Genomic DNA, 17,719 nt, shown 5'->3' with positions numbered 1-17,719 from the left:
TCAGAAATCCGAATCAGATTCGGCCGCGGCGATTTCGGCCAACAGGGGCGTATCGATGGGATTGTCGGCCGGGTCGGTCGCGCGACTCAGCCGCGTCAGGGCGAGGTCGCGCACGCGACGGCGCGTTTCTGGGCTGCCCGGCTCGGCGCCGCCGACACCGGGCACGTATACCTCCACGGTCACAGCGGGTTCCGCGCCTTCCGGTGCTGGCACCTCGGCGGCCCACGTGTCCCCGGCGAGTGTCAGTGGCGCCACGGCGGTGCCCGAGGACGTGTGTACCAGCGCGTGCGGATGCAGGTGTGACGGCACGTCGCCACGCGCTGCGGCGACCACCCGCACCAGGACGGTCGTAGTTCCCGCCCCGCGCAACACTTCCCACGACACGGCTTGCTCCGACGCGTCGAGTAGTCCGGGTGGACAGCGGTGCCAGTCCCACCCGCCGCTCCCTCTGGCGAGTATCAGCGCTCCGCTCGGCACAGTGGCTGCCGGACCTGCCGCGAGAGCGTAATCCTCTGCCCGGCCGCGGGTATCAGCCAATTCGTCGGCCGCTTCGATGTACTCGTCCGCACCGGCGACGATCAGCTCGCATGCCTCCGACAGCGTCGCGATCTCCGCGCGCAGCAACCGCCCGTCCAGCGGGGCGATGCCGTCGATGATCGATGCGGGCCACCACCGCGCCGCCCAGTGCGCGTACCCGAGTCGCCACGCGTCGGTCACCAGCTCCGGTATTCCCGGCGCGGCAACCAGCTCACCGGTCTCTCCGGCGTCGACCGCCAGCGCGACCTGCTCACCGAAGACGGCCCACAGCCACTCTTGCGCGAGCTTCACATCATCGAGCACCGCGGCCGGAAGTGCCTGCCCGGCAAGCAGACTCCAGGTCAGGTGCCCGCCCGCCGCCTCGAGTACCAGCACGTCGATGGCCGCCGCCTCGTCGAGAACGGTCGGCGCCCCTTCGGGTCCGATGATCCACAGCCCGTCGGCCGCCTGCCGAACCTGCACCGTGCCGGTCATCAGCTCGCCCTCGATTCTGTCGAATCCGATTCGGCCGCGATGGCGCTCAGCGCCTGCTTGACGCGCGTCCGATGGTCGAGGATGACCGAGCGTGCCACGCCGTCGAGCAGATCCCACAGCTCGTCCGGGTCGTACACCGCGAACTCGCGGACATCGCGCCCATGCAGGCGAACCCACAGTCGCCGCAGGTACGGACGCTGCGGTGTGCACAACTCGGCGGCGATCGCGGCGAGCGGCCCGGTCGGCGGCGACTCGGTGCCGACCCGCACGACCAGCCGCCGTGCCTGTAGGACGTAGGCCTCACGCTGCCACCGGCCGTTGATGACCCGGTGCGCCGTGGTCTGCATCGAATCCTGCACTGCCACAAGGGCGATGCCGACATGTGAAGGCCGGCTACCGGAAGTGGGCTCGATCGGCGCGAGCCCGTTCGCCAGTGCGACCCCGACCGTAGCGGCCACCCGCAGCGTCTCGTCCAACAGGGCCCATGGCGCACAACTCCTGGCGATCTCGGCGGCCACCAACTCCGGAACGGTCGGCAGCTCGGCGCGTTCGCTGGAAGCCTGTAGTGCCGTGAATACCCGTTCGTAGACGGTGCGATCGAACGGCAGACTCAGGGTGGAGGTCGAGGCGGACGCACCGACCGCCGGGGACTGCGGCACGACATGCACGGTCAGCCCCAATTCGGCTGCTGAGTAGCCGGATTCGTTGCGCCACAGCCGTATTCCGGTATGAGTTCCGGCATGCCCGGCGACCAGCCGTTCCCACGCCGACTGCCCGTTGTCGCGCTGCTGCCCGAGTCGCGCTGCGGCGCAGGCGTCGAGCAATACGGCGCAGGCCGCGGTGTGGTCGCCGCCTGCCGGACCCGCCACCGGCCGTCGGCGCCAAGCGACCTCGATCAGCCCGGCCAGCTCCGGAGTCCGTTCGGCGACATACTCTTTCAACGCCTGGGTGGTGCGTCCCGCCGTGTACTCGTGCACGTCGCGCAGTGTCGCTTCGGCTACCGCTTTGTCCCGCTCCGTATCCGGCATGCCCCGGGTCGTCGCCAACTCGAAACAGCGCTGGAAGTACAGATCCTGCGGGTTGCCCTCGGTGATCCGCAGGGCCCGCCGTACCTGCTTGAGCAGCGTGAACCAGGCCGCCGTCGCGTGCAGCACGTCCGCCGCGGCGTGCACCCTGGCGGCGAGCAGCACCGCGCCGTCGGCCGTGACGATGGGCCCGGCGCAGGCGGGATGCTGCACCGGCCGGATCACCAGCGGATCGAGGATCAGCTTCACCGTGCGGCGCAACGGCCCGCCGTGCGGACCGCTGAGCGGTTCGACGCCGTCGAGCTTGCGCCACACCTCGTCGAGCACCATGGCGCGCGGTCGTCGCATTCGACCAGGTTAACGGACTTATGTCCGATTCGACCCCGGCAAAACCTGGGATCGGTAGGCCGCGAACCGTTCCTACCTTTCTCGTATCGGCCCAGACACCCGGGGCCGAACGAACTCAGGAGAAACCATGAACACCAAGTCCGTCACCGCAGCCCTCGTCGCTTCCGCCGCCGCTGCCGCCCTCTTCGTCACCGGTTGCAGCGACAACGCGAGCAGCACCCCGGCCAAGTCCTCGGCTGCCCCCGCCCCGCAGGCCGCTCCGGCGCCGTCGGGCAAGTCCGTCGCCTCGGTCGACGGCAAGGCGTTCGACGCGACGTTCACCACCACCTGCGCCAAGCAGGGCGACACCCTGGCCCTCGCGCTGACCGACGCCGCCAACGCCGCCTACGGCAACCTTTCGGTCAGCGCCACCGTCACCGGCGCCGACACCGTGCAGGCGGTCGGCATCGCGGGTAGCAAGGGCGGCGACGCGGGCCAGCCGTACGCGATCGGCTACGGCAACGGGATGCCGGGCGGTTCGGCCAAGCTCACCAAGGACGGCAACACCTACAAGGTGACCGGCGAGGGCGTCAGCGCCGATCTGGCCAACCCGCTGGCAGGCCCGAAGACGTCGAAGTTCGACATCACCTTCGCCTGCTCGTCCGTCGTCGGCGGCTGATCACAGCGCTTGTGAGCGCGAATGCCCGAGGCCGCTCAGAGCGCTTGCGAGCGCGAATGTGCGAGGCCGCATCCGTCCCCCGGCCCGCTCGAGTTCTGCTCGAGCGGGCCGACATCGGCACCGAACTTTTCGAATCAGCAAGGAACATCATGAAAAACATCCGCTGGATCACCGTCGCACTCGCCGCCGTGGCCGTCGGCTACTACCTCCTGCACGGACTCACCTACACCAGTTCGTCGGCCTATGAGCCGGCGGGCATGGGATGGCTCGGCTGGCAGATGGTGCTGCCGATCCTGGCCCTGACCTTCGTCCCCATGGTCTTCGCCTTCACCGGCGACGGCATCATGGCGGCCTTCACCGGTCGCAACAGCGCCGAATTCCGCGACGGCCTGGTCGGGCTCGGCACCATCACCTCGTTCGCGCAGACCGGCGTGACCGTCAACGACCAGCCGCAGGTGCGCATCCAGTTCAGCGTCGAGGGCATCGACGGAAAGACCTTCACCGCCACGGCGAAAATGATTGTGCCGCTGACGGAGTTGGCGCTGCTGCAGCCGGGAGTGGTGCTGCCGGTGCGCTACCTGCCTGGCCGGACCGACAAGGTCGAGGTGGATATGTCCGGCGATGCGTCCATGGCGCAGCAGGCGATGAACGAGTCGATGATCCGCAAAGGCATCACCACCCGGCACAAACTCGACATCGCCGAGCGCGGCATCGCCACCCAGGCGGTGGTGCAGTCGCTGTCGGTCACCGGCGAGATCCGGGACGGGCACTCGAAGATCGCGTTGGGACTGGTAGTCACCCGGCCGGACGGGTCGACCTTCGGCACCCGTGTGGAGAAGTTCCTCGCACCGAGCAGTGTCGGGCAGGTGCAGGTGGGCCGCATCCTGCGGGTGCACTACCTGCCGGAGAACGAGCAAGAGGTCGTCATCGCCCTTGCGGTGAATGCCTAGCCCCGCACCGAATGCCGCGTTGTTTCGAGATTCTCGAACGACGCGGCATTCGCGTGTGCGGTGTGGTTGCCAGCACAACTGAGGGTTCCCTAATTGGTCAGCTGTTCACCTTTACGTCGTTTCCGGATTGTCCGGGTCGTTTACGGTTCGGCCCGTGAGCCTGATCCCCCTCGCCCTCTTCGTGAAGCACGACGGGCAATCCGCACGAGCTTCGGTGACCTGCGAATACAAATGCGCGAACGCCTGCTTCCACGAGGTGCCCAACACCTCAGGTGGTGCGTACTTCGGCGACATCGTCAGTTCCCTGAATCGGCGCGGACTGATCAAGGGCGGCGCGGCGGCCGTGCTCGCCGTCGGCGCGGGCAGTGTGCTCGCTGCTTGCGGGAATGATGTCGACAAAGCGGGTTCGGCGTCGCCGTCGCCGAGCGGTCCGCCCGGCACCGGTACCGAGTTCGCGGCGGTCGCGCCGAACAAAGAGGACGCCATCGTGATCCCGGACGGCTATGACCAGTCCGTCGTGATCCGCTGGGGTGACCCGATCTTCGCCGATGCGCCCGCCTTCGACTTCGACAAGCAGTCGGCCGCCGCGCAGGCCAAGCAGTTCGGGTACAACAACGACTTCGCCGCGCTGCTCCCGATCGAGGGGCAGCCCAACGCCTTCCTGCTCGTGGTCAACCACGAATACACCACCGGCCCGCACATGTTCCGCGGCTACGACAAGGAAGCACCGACCGACGAGCAGATCGCGATCACCCAGGCGGCGCACGGCCTGAGCGTCGTCGAGGTGCGCGGCGAGCCGGGTACGGGCAAGCTGGTGCCCGCCTTCGGCAAGTACAACCGCAGGATCACCGCGACCACCGAGTTCCAGCTCACCGGGCCTGCCGCGGGCAGCGACCTGGTCAAGACCGCCGCGGATCCGACCGGCACCAAGGTGCTCGGCACCATCGCCAACTGCGCGGGTGGCGTAACGCCCTGGGGCACCGTGCTCTCCGGTGAAGAGAACTTCAACGGCTACTTCGCCAACGGCGACAAGGCCACCGAAGCCACCGCCGCGGCCCGGCTCAAGCGGTACGGCTTCACCGCGGGCAAGACGCCCAACGGCTGGGAGCGCACCGACAAGCGCTTCGACGTCGCGCAGGAACCGAACGAGGCCAATCGATTCGGCTATGTCGTCGAGATCGACCCGTGGGATCCCACCTCGACGCCGATCAAGCACACCGCGATGGGCAGGCTCAAGCACGAGGGCGCCAGCATCTACGTCACCGAGAGCGGTGACGTCGTCTCCTACACCGGCGACGACGAAAAGTTCGACTACATGTACAAATTCGTGTCCACGCGCAAGGTGCAGTCGGGCAGCGGTGCATCGAGCATGCGGCACAACCTGACCATCCTGGACGCGGGCACGCTGTACGTGGCGAAGCTGACCGGCGACCACGCCGACAAGATCGACGGCACCGGCGCCAAGCCCTCGGACAAGGGTTTCACCGGTACGGGCCAATGGATTCCGCTGCTGGAGACCGGCGCGGACGGCAAGGGTAAGTCGCTGGTCGAGGGCATGAGCGCCGAAGAGGTCGCGGTGTTCACCCGGCTGTCCGCGGACAAGGTCGGCGCCACCAAGATGGACCGCCCGGAGGACTTCGAGGCCAATCCGTACACCGGCAAGGTGTATGTGGCGCTGACCAACAACGACAACCGCGGCAAGGACGGCAAGCAGGGGCCGGACGAGGCGAATCCGCGCAACCTGAACAAGAACGGCCAGGTCCTCGAGATCGACGACGACCACACCGGCACGAAGTTCACCTGGTCGCTGCTGCTGGTCTGTGGCGACCCGAACGCCGCCGACACCTACTTCGCCGGCTTCGACAAGTCCAAGGTCAGCCCGATCTCCTGCCCGGACAACCTGGCCTTCGACCCCTACGGCAACCTGTGGATCTCCACCGACGGCAATGCCCTCAAGTCCAACGACGGCCTGTTCTCGGTGGTGCTCGACGGCCCGAATCGTGGTGCCACCAAACAGTTCCTGACCGTGCCGCGCGGCGCCGAGACGTGTGGCCCGGTGGTCACCGAGTCGCGCGTCCTGGTGTGCGTGCAGCATCCCGGTGAGGCCGACGACGCCACGCCGGAGAACCCGTTGTCGCACTGGCCCGATGGCGGCACCGCACAGCCACGCGCGTCGGTCGCGGTCGTCTGGAAGAAGAACGGCGGCCGGATCGGCGCGTAACCTCCGGCCTTCCCCGCGAAGCCGCCACTGAACCTACCTGCAGGAGTGGCGGTTTCGTGGTTTCGGCGTCGCTACATGTTGGCGAAGCGCGCGAAATCGCCTTGCGCGCCGCTGTATACGTTCAAGTCGGTGCGGCCGGTGATGCCGTCGATGCCGCCGCTGTCGGTGGTCTGCCAGAACGTCCAGGTCGGCCAGCCGCCCGGCACCTCGGGTGCCTCGTTGCCGCGATAGTCGGCGATCCACAGCGGGTACCGGGTGAACTCGTTGGTGTCGGCCATCGCCGTGCGCCAGAAGTTCGGATAGGTGTAGACGATCGGGGTCCGTCCGGTCAGCGCCTGCACCGTGTTCAGATAGCGGCGGGTCCAGTCGATCAACGCGGCGGGGGCCAGCCCGCCGGTGGTCTCCAGATCGAGGACCGGCGGCAGGTCCAGTGCGCCGTTCTGGCCGAGCACCACCGTGGCGTAGAGCGCGGCCTGCGGTTCCGGCGGCAGGTTCGGCCTGGCGTAGTGGTAGGTCCCGCGCGCGACGCCCGCGGCCCGCATCAGCAGGCTGTCCGGCACGAAGTAGGGGTTGATGTAGCTCACGCCCTCGGTGGCCTTGACCATGGCGAAGTCGTGCCCGGCCCGTTTCACCGCGAACCAGTCGATCAGCCTGCCGTCGATGTGCTGCCAGGACGAGACGTCCGGACCGGTCGGCGCGGCCGCCGCGGTCCCGGACAAGGTAGCCGTGAGGATGCCGGATAGCGCGATGAGGGACAGGGCCGTGCCGCGACGACGGATGGTCGAGCTCCAACGAGGGGTGTCCATGGCGTTCGACGATAGCTATTTGATCTACTTGTGACCAGTGTTACGGAAGAGGTAGTTGCGCAACGTTTACCTGGGCGCCGTGCTGATCGCCCGCAAATCCCTGGTTTCCGGCTCAACCGAGCCAGTCGAGCACCGAAGCGGCCGTCCACGACTGCTGCATGCTGCCGAGCGGTTCGCCGGTGAACGGCTCGTAGTACTCGGCGAAACTGCCGTCGCTGGCTTGGCGCAGACCCTCGGCGCGCAGCATGAACGAGCGCTCGGCCCACCCGCGCCGGGCGAACACCCAGGAGAACAGCCAGCTCATCACCGGCCACACCGGACCACGCCAGTACTCGCGCGAGCGGAAGTCGCGCGACACCGGCGAGGTCGACGGCGGCAGCGCGTAGCGCAGATCCGGATGCCCGCAGAAGCGCGGCCCCTCGAACGTGCGCAGCAGGGCGCGTTCGGTGTCGCGCGGCAGCCCGCCGCACAGCAGCGGCGCGAACATCGACAGCGTCTCGGTGCCGATCCAGCGCTGCAACCGCACGTCGAAATCCCTGGCCGCGCCGGTGCGGGCATCGGTGGTCGCGACCACGCCGGCCCGGAAGCGGTCGGCCCACGCGTACAACTCGCGCACGTCGGCGTGCGGCTGCTTGTACTCCTCACCGATATTGGCGAGCACCTCACAGGCCAGCGCGAAGATCCCGGTGACGAACACATCCTCGACCGCGAAACTCATCGTGGAGGACAGCTGGTAATCGTCGTAACCCGCCCGGCGCATCTGCTCGACCAGCCACAGGTAGCGGTCGTATTCGCGGTCGCTCGGCCGCTGCGTCGGATCGGCGACCACCAGCACGTCCTGCCGGTGGTACGGCGGCAGGTCGCCGGGGACCACGTTGTCGTAGGCCCGGTCCCAGCGCGGCGAGTTGTCCATGCCGGATTCCCAGCCGTGATACAGCGTGATCCGCCCGATGTCCTTGGGGTCGCGGGCGTGCGCCAGCCAGCGATGCCAGCGCACCAGGTCCGGCCAGCGGCGGTTGAGGAACTCCTCGGCGACCGCCCGCGTGCTGCGGCCGTGCCGCCTGGAGTGGTCGAGGATGCGTTGCACCGCGATGGCGTGCACCGGCGGCTGGGTGATGCCCGAGGTGTCCGGGCCGTCGGGGGCGTTGGCGGCCAGCTTGCGGCACTCCCACCGGGACGGGCCAGGGAAGTAGCCGTCGACGCCGTTGGCGAAGACGATGTGCGGGATCATGCCGTTCTTCCACTGCGCCGAGAGCAGGGTGTCCAGCTCGATGACCGCGCGTTCCACGCTCAGCGGTGCCAGCCCGACCGCGACGAAGGCGGCGTCCCAGCTCCACATGTGCGGATAAAGCCGCGGCGCCGCGCTGGTCATGGTGCCCAGGTCGTTGCCGCGCAGCAGGTAGGCGGCGCGGGCCGCGAGCTGTGTCGGGGTGAAACCCGGGTGTGCCATCCCCCTATTCTGCGGTGCCACCCGTAAGTACGCCCGTTCGGCGGTGTCCGACTCTGCCTGGTCCCACCCGTCGGCGGGCGGCTCGTGCTCGGCGGTTCTCACGCTCGAATGCCCCGTCCGTAATTCGCTGCTCGAGATTCGACTGTCGCTGTATGCGTGCATCGCTGCGCTTTGCCGAGCTATTACGGTGGGGCGCATGACCTATGCCGTGACCAGCTCTCCGAAGCCCACCGCGCTGATCACCGGCGCCAGCCGTGGCCTCGGCGCCGCGATCGCCCGCGAGCTCGCGCCGTCGCACGAGCTGCTGCTCGGCGCCAGGTCCGCCGACGCGCTGCGCGACATCCTGAAAGAGATACCCGACGCGACCGGCTGGCCGGTCGAGCTGACCGACTACGCGGCGGTGGCGACGGCGGCCGCGCCGATCCGGCGGCTGGACGTGCTCGTGCACAACGCCGGTATTCAAGATCTGGGCACCATCGCCGAATCCACCGTCGATCAGTGGCGAAACACCTTGGAGGCCAACCTGATCGCGGTGGTCGAGCTGACCAGGGTGCTGCTGCCCGCGCTACGCGCGGCGGACGGCCATGTGCTGCTGATCAATTCGGGCGCCGGGCTGCGCGCGAACGCGGGCTGGGCCTCCTATGCCGCGAGCAAGTTCGGGCTGCGCGCCTTCGCCGACGCGCTGCGGCTGGAGGAGCCGTCGCTGCGGGTGACCTCGATTCATCCCGGCCGCATCGACACCGACATGCAGCGCGAGATCATCGCGCACGAGGGCCGCGAGTACCGGCCGGAGCAGTTCCTGCGCGCGGAGACGGTCGCAGGTGCGGTGCGCAATGCGGTCGAGACATCGCGGGACGGGCACCCGACGGAGATCGTGCTGCGGCCCGCGTCCAGCTAGCCAGGGCCGCTCGTCACCCGCGCGAAGCCACGGACGGAACTTCGCTGGTAGACGGGGCCTCGTCGGATGACGAGGCCCCGTCCGCTGCCTACGCGACGATGTTGATCAGACGGCCGGGGACGACGATCAACTTGCGCGGGGCGGCACCGTTCAACAGCGCGGCGATCTTATCGTCGGCCAGCGCGGCCGCTTCGATGGCCGCGTTGTCCGCATCGGCGGGCACCTGAATTCGGCTGCGCACCTTGCCGTTCACCTGAATCGGGTACTCGACCGACTCGTCGACGAGCAGCGCCGGATCGGCCACCGGGAACGGCCCGTGTGCCAGGGATGTGGTGTGCCCCAGTCGATCCCACAGTTCCTCGGCGATGTGCGGTGACAGCGGCGCGAGCATCAGCACCAGCGACTCCACCACCGTGCGCGGCGCGCCCTCGGGGTAGGTCTTGGTGAGGTGGTTGGTCAGCTCGATCAGCTTGGCGCCCGCGGTGTTGTCGCGCAGCGCGGCATAGTCCTCGTCGACGCCGGCGATCGTCTTGTGCAGCAGCCGCAGGGTTTCCGCCGACGGTGCGGTCTCGGCGACGCGCACCCCGCCGGTCTCCTCGTCCACCACCAGCCGCCATACCCGCTGCAGGAACCGGTGCGCGCCGACGACATCCTTGGTCGCCCACGGCCGCGAGCTGTCCAGCGGACCCATCGACATCTCGTAGAAGCGGAAGGTGTCCGCGCCGTAGAGGTCGTACATCTCGTCCGGCGAGACCGCGTTCTTCAGCGACTTGCCGATCTTGCCGTACTCCTGGAACACCTCGATCTCGGTGCCGGTCGGATCGGTCCAGTAGAACTTGCCGTCCCGCTCGACGATCTCGGCGGCGGGCACGTACGCGCCGCGCTCGTCGGTGTAGGCGTAGGCCTGGATATAGCCCTGGTTGAACAGCTTCCGGTACGGCTCGCTGCCGCTGACGTCGCCCAGATCGAACAGCACCTTCTGCCAGAACCGCGCGTACAGCAGATGCAGCACCGCGTGCTCCATGCCGCCGATGTACAGGTCGACGCCGCCGGGATCGTCCGGCCCGTGCTCGGCCGGGCGCGGGCCCAGCCAGTACTGCTCGTTCTCCTTGGCGCAGAACGCCTCCGAGTTGGTCGGGTCGGCGTAGCGCAGCTGGTACCAGGAGCTGCCCGCCCAGTTCGGCATGACGTTGGTGTCGCGGCGGTACTTCTTGAGTCCGTCGCCAAGGTCCAGCTCGACGTTGACCCACTCGGTGGCCTTGGCCAGCGGCGGGGACGGCTCGGAGTCGGCGTCGTCCGGGTCGAAGGTGACCGGCGCGAAATCGTCCAGCTCCGGAAGCTGTACCGGCAGCATCGATTCCGGCAACGCGTGCGGCCGGTCGTCCTCGTCGAAGACGATCGGGAACGGCTCGCCCCAGTAGCGCTGCCGTGCGAACAACCAGTCGCGCAGCTTGTACTGGATGGTGCCGTTGCCGTGCCCCTCGGTCTCCAGCCTGGCGATGATGGTCGCCTTGGCGTCCTCGACGGACAGACCGTCGAGATAGCCGGAGTTCACCAGCTCGCCGTCGCCGGAGTAGGCGGCCTCGGTGATATCGCCGCCGGTGATCACCTGCACGATCGGCAGGCCCAGCGCGGTGGCGAACTCCCAGTCGCGCTGGTCGTGACCGGGCACGGCCATGATCGCGCCGGTGCCGTAACCGCTCAGCACGTAGTCGGCGACGAAGACCGGAACGGCCGCGCCGTTGGCCGGGTTGGTGGCATGGACGCCCAGGAAGACTCCGGTCTTCTCCTTGTTCTCCTGACGTTCCAGATCCGACTTGGCGATGATCGACTTGCGGTAGGCCGCAACGGCTTCCGCGGGGTTCGCGGCGTTGCCGTTGGTCCAGCGCGGATCGGTGCCCGCGGGCCACTCCGTCGCCGTCAGCTTGTCGACCAGCTCGTGTTCCGGTGCCAGCACGACGTAGGTCGCGCCGAACAGGGTGTCGGGGCGGGTGGTGAAGACCTCGATCTGTTCGCCCGCTACGTCGAACTTCACCTGCGCGCCGCGCGAACGCCCGATCCAGTTGCGCTGCATCGTTTTCACCTGATCCGACCAGTCCAGGTGGTCCAGGTCGTCGATCAGCCGGTCGGCATAGGCGGTGATCCGCATCATCCACTGCCACAGGCGCTTACGGAACACCGGGAAGTTGCCGCGCTCGCTGCGTCCGTCGGCGGTGACCTCCTCGTTGGACAGCACCGTGCCCAGACCGGGGCACCAGTTGACCATCGAATCGGTCAGGTACACCAGGCGGTAGGAGTCCAGCAGCGCCCCGCGCTCGGCGGAGCTCAGCTCGGCCCAGGACTTCCCGTCCGGGACCGGCCGTGCGCCGCTGGCGAACTGGTCGGCCAGTTCCGCGATCGGGCGCGCCCGGTTCAACTCCTGGTCGTACCAGGAGTTGTAGATGCGCAGGAAGATCCACTGGGTCCAGCGGTAGTACTCCGGATCGGTCGTCGCGAACGAGCGCCTGCTGTCGTGGCCCAGACCGAGCCTGCCCAGCTGGCGCTGCATGTTGGCGATATTCGACTCGGTGGTCACCCGTGGGTGCGCGCCGGTCTGCACCGCGTACTGCTCGGCGGGCAGGCCGAAGGCGTCGAAGCCGAGGGCGTGCAGCACATTGCGGCCGTGCATCCGGTGGTAGCGCGCGAAGACGTCGGTGGCGATGTAGCCGAGTGGATGCCCGACGTGCAGCCCCGCACCCGAGGGGTACGGGAACATGTCCTGGATGAACAGCTTGTCGGCCGGGGTGTCACCCGCGAGTGGGCCGACCGGGTTCGGCGCGTGGAAGGTGCCACGCTCCGCCCAAGTCCGCTGCCACCGCTGTTCGATGCGGCCGGCAAGCTCGGCGTTGTACCGATGCTCGGGTACATCGCTATCGGTTGCACGAGTGTCCTGCACGGTCCTGCCTTCTTGTGATCGCCGATCCCCGACAAACTTCGTCTATCAGGGTAGAACGTGCGGACCGCAGTACTGAAAATCGGGCTGTGCGGACTCCTTCGGCGCGTCCGCTTCCGCGCCGGGAACGAAGTTACCCGCCCGTCGGTATGCGACTGCGCCGCACCGCCTTCGCGTTACTCGCGAGTTGTCGTTCCCAGCTGAGCGGACCCAACAATGCGTTTGGTTGCTACGTCGGCAACCTGCTGCGACGCGGTGTGGAAAGCGCTCGTCCGGGTGGTGGACTCCTGAGTGCTAGTCGGTTGCGGGGGAGCGCCCGGCGGGCTGACAGCACCGATGCGCTAGCCTGCATGGGTGTTCGTCGTCGCTCTCGTCCTGTTCGTGCTGGCCCTCGTGGCCGTCACAACCGGCGCACTCGGGCTGATCGGCAGGCTGCCGCGCAACCGCTTCGTCGGGGTGCACACCGAGGCCGCGCTGTCCGACGACGAGACCTTCCGTATCGCGAATCGTGTCGCCGCCCCCACCTCGCTGGCGGCCGGGGCGCTGCTGTTCGCCGGTGGTCTCGTCGCGCTGGCCGCGAGCGGCCTGGTCGCTCTGCTCGTCGGCGCGGGTGCGGCCATCGTCGCCCTGTTCACCCTCGGCGCGGGTGCCAACGCCGCGGCCTCGACGGCCGCCGCCATCGCCCCGCCCGCCGAAGTCGGCGGCTGCGGCAGTGCGTGCGGCGCTTGTTCGCTGCGCGATGCCTGCCAGCCCGCGACCTGACCGCTACTCGGCGCAGTCCGGTGCGGGCACGCTGCGGGACAGCGGACTCCCGACCGGGTTGAGGTAGAGCACGCAAAGTTTGACGGCGACCGACCCGCGATTGCGTGCGACGTGGGGATAATTCGGTCCGCTCGGTTCGCGGAAGACTCGGCCGCGGCGATAGGTCACCGGCGCGCAGTCCGCACCGGGATGATCGAGCACGCCCTTGGTGACCAGCACGAACAAGGTGCCGTCGTGGTAATGCCAGCCGCTGCTGCCGCCCGGCTCGATGATCGTCTGGCGCAGCACGAGCTCGCGCCTGCCGAGGGTGCGGCGGAACAACACGCGGCTCGCGGTGCCCCGTGCGGGTGCGGCGTTCACCTGGTACTCGCGTCGCGTCACCCCACCATCGAATCATCCCCAGCTATCCACAGGGCTGTGACGACGGGTGTGAAAGATCGGCTGAGTTACGTTTCGGGTCCAACCCTGTCGGCATCGTTACCGGCGGTCCATACTTGGGACGTTGCAGTACCTGCGTGATTTTCGGGGTAGAGATGACTGTGTTGGACCTGATGGCCGCGGGCGATACCTGGGGGATATCCGGACCGGATTTCATGGCGTTGTACTGGCCGTGCGTGGCCATCGCGGTGCTGCTCGGGTTGTGGATGCGGCTGCGGGTGACCCGCGGCGCCGTCGACACCCGCGGTATCGAGCGACCGGGCACGGAGCTGTCACTGCCCGAGGTCGCCATGCTGTTCGACGACCGCCGGGCGGTGCTGACCGCGCTGGCCCGGCTGCGCAGCCACGACCTCATCGACTCCGCCGCGGCGCCGGCGCGGCCGCTGAACGCCGAGGACCGCAGGCAACTGGATCCGTTCACCCGGTCGATCTACGAACGGATCGCCGCCGGGGCCAAGCCGACGGTCGCCGCGCTGACCGCAGGCTCGGCGGCGGCACTCGGTCCGCTGCGCGACTCGATGATCAAGCGCGGCTACTTTCCCGACGCGGCCTACCGGCGCAGTCTGCGGGACGCCGGGCTGCCGGTGCTGATCGTCGGAGCGGTCGGCGTGGTGCGGTTGGTCGCAGGGATGCTGAACGACAACCCGGTCGCGTTCCTCGTGCTCGCCCTGATCGTGCAGGCGTTCTGCTACTTCTTCCTGGTTGCCACACCGCGGCTGACGCCGCTCGGCAGGCTGGCCCGCAAGAACGCGACCAGCAGCAACGCGCATCTGCGGCCGTCCAATTCGCCTGCCTACGCCACCTACGGCGCCGAAAGCGCCGCACTCGCCGCGGCGATCTTCGGCGGCGCCGCACTGCTGTCGCTGGACCCCGGTCTCGCGAGCGCCGTCGAGCCACCGAGCTCGTCGAGCGGCGACGGCGGTAGCAGCGGTGGTGACGGAGGTGGCGGAGGCGGCGGCTGCGGGGGTGGCGGTGGCTGTGGCGGCTGACCACGGCACCGGCCGGAGCCGCGGATGAGTGGACCCCTGCCGGACGGCGCGCTCGGGATCGGCTGGCGGCCGGAGATCTGTGGCGTGATCGCGGAACTGGATGGACTCGGGTTCGCCGAGGTGATCGCGGAGTCGCTGCCGGTCCGTCGGCGGCTGCTCGGCCGGTCGGAGCTCACGATTCCCGGCGAACTGACGATCTTGCGCGCGGGCGGGACCGCGATTGTGCCGCACGGTATTTCGTTGTCGCTCGGTGGCGCCGAACCGGTGCACGAGCACCGGATCGAGCATCTCGCCGCGTGCGCTGAAGCGCTCGGTGCGCCGCTGGTGAGCGAGCATGTCGCTTTCGTGCGCGCGGGTGGTGTCGAAGCAGGGCATCTGCTTCCGGTGCCCCGTTCCAAGTCGGCGCTGGATGTGTTGGCGCGCAACATCTCCCGCGTCCAGGCGGTGCTCGATGTGCCGCTGGCGGTGGAGAACATCGCGGCACTGTTCGACTGGCCCGACGACGAATACACCGAGTCGGAGTTCCTCGCCGAGCTCGTCGACCGGACCGGCGTGTATCTGCTGCTCGACATCGCGAACGTTTATGCGAACGCCCGCAACCGCGCTCGCGATCCCCTTGCCGAATTGCTGCGGCTGCCAACGGATCGCGTCGCCTACTGTCACGTCGCGGGTGGGCACGAAGCCGACGGCCGCTACCACGACACGCACACCGATCCGATCCCCGCCGAAGTCCTCGCTCTCGTAAATGCTTTCACCGATATTCACCCGGTGCCGCTGATGCTGGAACGCGACGGCAACTATCCGCCCGCCGCCGAGCTCCTCGACGAACTCGATGCGATCGCCGCGGCCGCGCACCGACCGTTGATCACCGGGCGCGCACGTTTGGCGCGCACATGAATCCGCCGGAAGTCGATACCGATCTGCTCGCCGAGCGGCAGGCGGCGTTGGTTCGGGCCCTGGTGGCCGGAAGCCCGGTGCCGGACGGTTTCGATACCGAGGCCGTCGCCGCGACGGCGCGGGCGTTGCTGCGCAAACGCGCCAGCGAGGTCGCACGTCGCTTCCCATTGCTGGTACATGCCTGCGGTGCGGACTTCACCACGCGCTTCATCGCTTGGGCCGGGGACAAGCCCAAAACGTCGACCGCCTCGGACGCAACGGCTTTCGCCGAGTTCGCGGGCGTCGCGGGCTCCACATCCTCTCGCGTCCGAAAGTTGTTGGTCCGCAGAGGCTGACAGCGGGTACAGCCGCGTACCAGGCTTGCGCACCACGCGCCTTCGCGCGTTGGAAATTCGGGCCTATGCGCTGCGGCTTGTTGCCATAACGCAGAGATCCAGCGATTCCCCCGGTGTCAGCACAGTGGTGTGGACACCGAGATCGGCCGCGGCGCCACGGAACGCGGTCAGCGAGTCGTCGACCTCCACGTAGTACGGCGGCCGGTCCAGACCGAAGTGGATCGGGACGACGGTGCGTGCGCCGAGTAGGTGCCCCGCCAGGACGGCTTGCTCCGGCGTGAGCACCGCGGGCAACGGACTGGCCGGTTGCAAGTGTGGAAAGTCCACTGCCGCACCGTTTATCGGTAGGAACGCGACATCGAACGGGCCGCAGCGGCGGGCGATGAGCCACCACATGCCGTGGAAGAGGGTGTCGCCGCCGTGGAAGATCCGGTGGCCGCCGGCGCCGACGACCCAGTTCACCTGTGGGTCGCCGAGTCCGTCGACGGCGGGTACCGCGGTCACCTCGAACGGGCCGATGGTGGTGGTCGCCCACTCCGTCATCACCCTGGTCGGCAGATCGTGTGCGGCGAAACCCTTTTCGGCCGCGGCGGTCCACGCGAGATCGTCGCCGGTGCCCACCATCGGCTCGGGGCGCAGCACGATGCCGTCGGCCGCCAGGATGCGCGACAGCCCGGAGGGATCGGCGTGATCGAGGTGCAGGTGGGTGACCAGTGCGGCGTTCGCGGGCCGCGGGGTGGTCAACGCGCCGTCCGGCAGTGCACCCCGCAGCAACTCGCTGTCCTGGACGGCGTCGATCACCAGTGTGGCGCCGTCGAATTCGACTTCCACGCCTGCCCAGCCCAGTCGGCGGATCTTCATCGTCTTTCCTTCGTTCGTACGGCTTTCGGCAAGTGTACGGACGAACGTTCGTATATTTCCAGTATGCCCAGACATCCCATGGTGTGACGAAATACGTACTTCTCGGTTCGATCAGGGCACAGTCGCGGCGTTAGCGTGTGTTGTGCGATTCCTCAGCAAGTTCTATATCGACGGTTTCATCCTGTCGATCCTCGCTACGGTTGCCCTGGCCAGCGTTTTTCCCGCTCGGGGTACCGCTGCCGACGTAGTCGGCGTGCTGACGAAGATTGCCATCGCATTGCTCTTCCTGCTGTACGGCACTCGGCTTTCGCCGAAGGAGGCGCTGGCGGGGCTGACCCACTGGCGGCTGCACGTCGTCGTGCTGGCCAGCACCTTCGTGCTCTTCCCGCTGCTCGGGCTGGCGGCGCACCTGCTGGTGCCCGGCGTGCTGACCGACGACCTGTACACCGGGCTGCTGTTCCTGTGCCTGGTGCCGTCCACCGTGCAGTCCTCGATCGCATTCACCTCGATCGCGAAGGGCAATGTGCCCGGCGCGATCGTGAGCGCGACGGCGTCGAACCTGCTGGGTGTCTTCGTGACTCCGTTGCTGGTGATCCTGTTGATGAACACCACGGGCCAGGCCAGCGTCGATTTCTCCTCGATCGGCGACATCGTGCTGCAACTGCTGGTGCCGTTCTTCATCGGCCAGCTGATCCGGCCCAAGGTGCACCGCTGGCTCAGCCGGTACGCCGAGCCGACGAAGCTGGTGGACCGCGGCTCGATCCTGCTCGTCGTCTACAGCGCGTTCAGCGCGGGCATGGTGGAGGGCATCTGGCACATGCTCTCGCCGTGGCGGATCCTCGCGCTGGCCGGGGTGTGCTGCGTGCTGCTCGCGCTCGTCATCGCGGTGACCATGCTGATCGGCCGGGTCTTCGGCTTCTCGCGCGCGGACCGGATCGTGATCGTGTTCTGCGGCTCCAAGAAGAGCCTCGCCACCGGATTGCCCATGGCGACGGTGCTTTTCGCGAGCCAGCCGGTCGGGCTGATCGTGCTGCCGCTGATGATGTTCCATCAGATCCAGCTGATCACCTGCGCCGCGTTGGCCCAGCGCTGGGCCAAGCAGGCCGAGGAACCCGACGCGGCAGTGGCCCACTGACGC

Annotated in this window: 16 protein-coding genes; 9 read left to right on the top strand and 7 right to left on the bottom strand. The window is 68.2% G+C overall.

Going from position 1 to position 17,719, the window contains the following annotated elements; all coding sequences use genetic code 11:
* Window positions 1–1,011, bottom strand: a complete 1,011-nt coding sequence (locus DMB37_RS19995) for a hypothetical protein (protein WP_240772462.1) — start codon at window positions 1,009–1,011, stop codon at window positions 1–3.
* The gene (locus DMB37_RS19990; protein ID WP_135237691.1) at window positions 1,011–2,366 is read right to left on the bottom strand and encodes a hypothetical protein; all 1,356 of its coding nucleotides are present in this window, start codon (window positions 2,364–2,366) and stop codon (window positions 1,011–1,013) included. Before DMB37_RS19990 ends, DMB37_RS19995 begins: the two co-directional genes overlap by 1 nt.
* Window positions 2,367–2,511: 145 nt before the next feature.
* On the opposite strand from DMB37_RS19990, the gene DMB37_RS19985 reads away from it, so the two are divergent.
* The 3 genes from DMB37_RS19985 to DMB37_RS19975 all read left to right on the top strand — a co-directional run bounded on the left by DMB37_RS19985 (window position 2,512) and on the right by DMB37_RS19975 (window position 6,213).
* Complete coding sequence (locus DMB37_RS19985; protein ID WP_135234022.1) at window positions 2,512–3,042, top strand: lipoprotein LpqH; 531 nt, start codon at window positions 2,512–2,514, stop codon at window positions 3,040–3,042.
* Window positions 3,043–3,191: 149 nt separating this feature from the next.
* Window positions 3,192–3,992: a hypothetical protein gene (locus tag DMB37_RS19980; RefSeq protein ID WP_135234021.1), complete on the top strand. Its 801-nt coding sequence runs from the start codon at window positions 3,192–3,194 to the stop codon at window positions 3,990–3,992.
* Window positions 3,993–4,146: 154 nt separating this feature from the next.
* Window positions 4,147–6,213, top strand: coding sequence for a PhoX family phosphatase (locus DMB37_RS19975; RefSeq protein WP_135234020.1), 2,067 nt, complete (start codon window positions 4,147–4,149; stop codon window positions 6,211–6,213).
* A gap of 71 nt (window positions 6,214–6,284) precedes the next feature.
* On the opposite strand, the gene DMB37_RS19970 is transcribed toward DMB37_RS19975, so the two are convergent.
* Window positions 6,285–7,019, bottom strand: a complete 735-nt coding sequence (locus DMB37_RS19970; RefSeq protein ID WP_135234019.1) for a glycoside hydrolase family 25 protein — start codon at window positions 7,017–7,019, stop codon at window positions 6,285–6,287.
* 112 nt (window positions 7,020–7,131) lie between these two features.
* Window positions 7,132–8,469 (bottom strand): glycogen debranching protein, encoded by a 1,338-nt coding sequence (locus DMB37_RS19965; protein WP_135234018.1) that lies wholly within the window; start codon window positions 8,467–8,469, stop codon window positions 7,132–7,134.
* 196 nt (window positions 8,470–8,665) lie between these two features.
* Between DMB37_RS19965 and DMB37_RS19960 the strand changes: the two genes are divergently transcribed.
* The gene (locus tag DMB37_RS19960) at window positions 8,666–9,367 is read left to right on the top strand and encodes an SDR family oxidoreductase (protein WP_135234017.1); all 702 of its coding nucleotides are present in this window, start codon (window positions 8,666–8,668) and stop codon (window positions 9,365–9,367) included.
* An 88-nt stretch (window positions 9,368–9,455) separates the two neighbouring features.
* On the opposite strand, the gene leuS is transcribed toward DMB37_RS19960, so the two are convergent.
* A complete protein-coding gene (gene leuS, locus DMB37_RS19955) occupies window positions 9,456–12,302 on the bottom strand; it encodes a leucine--tRNA ligase (protein ID WP_135234016.1) in 2,847 nt (948 codons plus the stop codon).
* A 351-nt stretch (window positions 12,303–12,653) separates the two neighbouring features.
* Between leuS and DMB37_RS19950 the strand changes: the two genes are divergently transcribed.
* On the top strand, window positions 12,654–13,061 hold the full coding sequence (locus DMB37_RS19950; RefSeq protein WP_135234015.1) for an SdpI family protein: 408 nt from the start codon (window positions 12,654–12,656) through the stop codon (window positions 13,059–13,061).
* Window positions 13,062–13,064: 3 nt separating this feature from the next.
* Here the strand turns inward: DMB37_RS19950 and DMB37_RS19945 are convergent, their stop codons facing one another.
* Complete coding sequence (locus DMB37_RS19945; protein ID WP_135234014.1) at window positions 13,065–13,442, bottom strand: cupin domain-containing protein; 378 nt, start codon at window positions 13,440–13,442, stop codon at window positions 13,065–13,067.
* Between the two features lie 152 nt (window positions 13,443–13,594).
* On the opposite strand from DMB37_RS19945, the gene DMB37_RS19940 reads away from it, so the two are divergent.
* The 3 genes from DMB37_RS19940 to DMB37_RS19930 are packed head-to-tail and all read left to right on the top strand — an operon-like array spanning window position 13,595 to window position 15,720.
* Window positions 13,595–14,488, top strand: a complete 894-nt coding sequence (locus DMB37_RS19940) for a TIGR04222 domain-containing membrane protein (RefSeq protein ID WP_206055286.1) — start codon at window positions 13,595–13,597, stop codon at window positions 14,486–14,488.
* 24 nt (window positions 14,489–14,512) lie between these two features.
* The gene (locus DMB37_RS19935) at window positions 14,513–15,385 is read left to right on the top strand and encodes a DUF692 domain-containing protein (RefSeq protein ID WP_135234013.1); all 873 of its coding nucleotides are present in this window, start codon (window positions 14,513–14,515) and stop codon (window positions 15,383–15,385) included.
* On the top strand, window positions 15,382–15,720 hold the full coding sequence (locus DMB37_RS19930; RefSeq protein ID WP_135234012.1) for a hypothetical protein: 339 nt from the start codon (window positions 15,382–15,384) through the stop codon (window positions 15,718–15,720). The genes DMB37_RS19935 and DMB37_RS19930 overlap by 4 nt, the downstream gene beginning before the upstream one ends.
* 63 nt (window positions 15,721–15,783) lie before the next feature.
* On the opposite strand, the gene DMB37_RS19925 is transcribed toward DMB37_RS19930, so the two are convergent.
* The gene (locus DMB37_RS19925; protein ID WP_206055285.1) at window positions 15,784–16,581 is read right to left on the bottom strand and encodes an MBL fold metallo-hydrolase; all 798 of its coding nucleotides are present in this window, start codon (window positions 16,579–16,581) and stop codon (window positions 15,784–15,786) included.
* Window positions 16,582–16,723: 142 nt separating this feature from the next.
* Here DMB37_RS19925 and DMB37_RS19920 point away from each other — a divergent pair, with 142 nt between their 5' ends.
* Entirely contained in the window at window positions 16,724–17,716 is a 993-nt protein-coding gene (locus DMB37_RS19920; RefSeq protein WP_135234011.1) for a bile acid:sodium symporter family protein, read from the top strand.
* The last annotated feature ends 3 nt before the right edge of the window (window positions 17,717–17,719 follow it).

Source organism: Nocardia sp. CS682 (assembly GCF_004634405.1).
Lineage (GTDB): Bacteria > Actinomycetota > Actinomycetes > Mycobacteriales > Mycobacteriaceae > Nocardia > Nocardia ninae.
The sequence above is the reverse complement of the archived record's forward strand: the minus strand, read 5'-3'. Positions and strand labels throughout refer to the sequence as shown.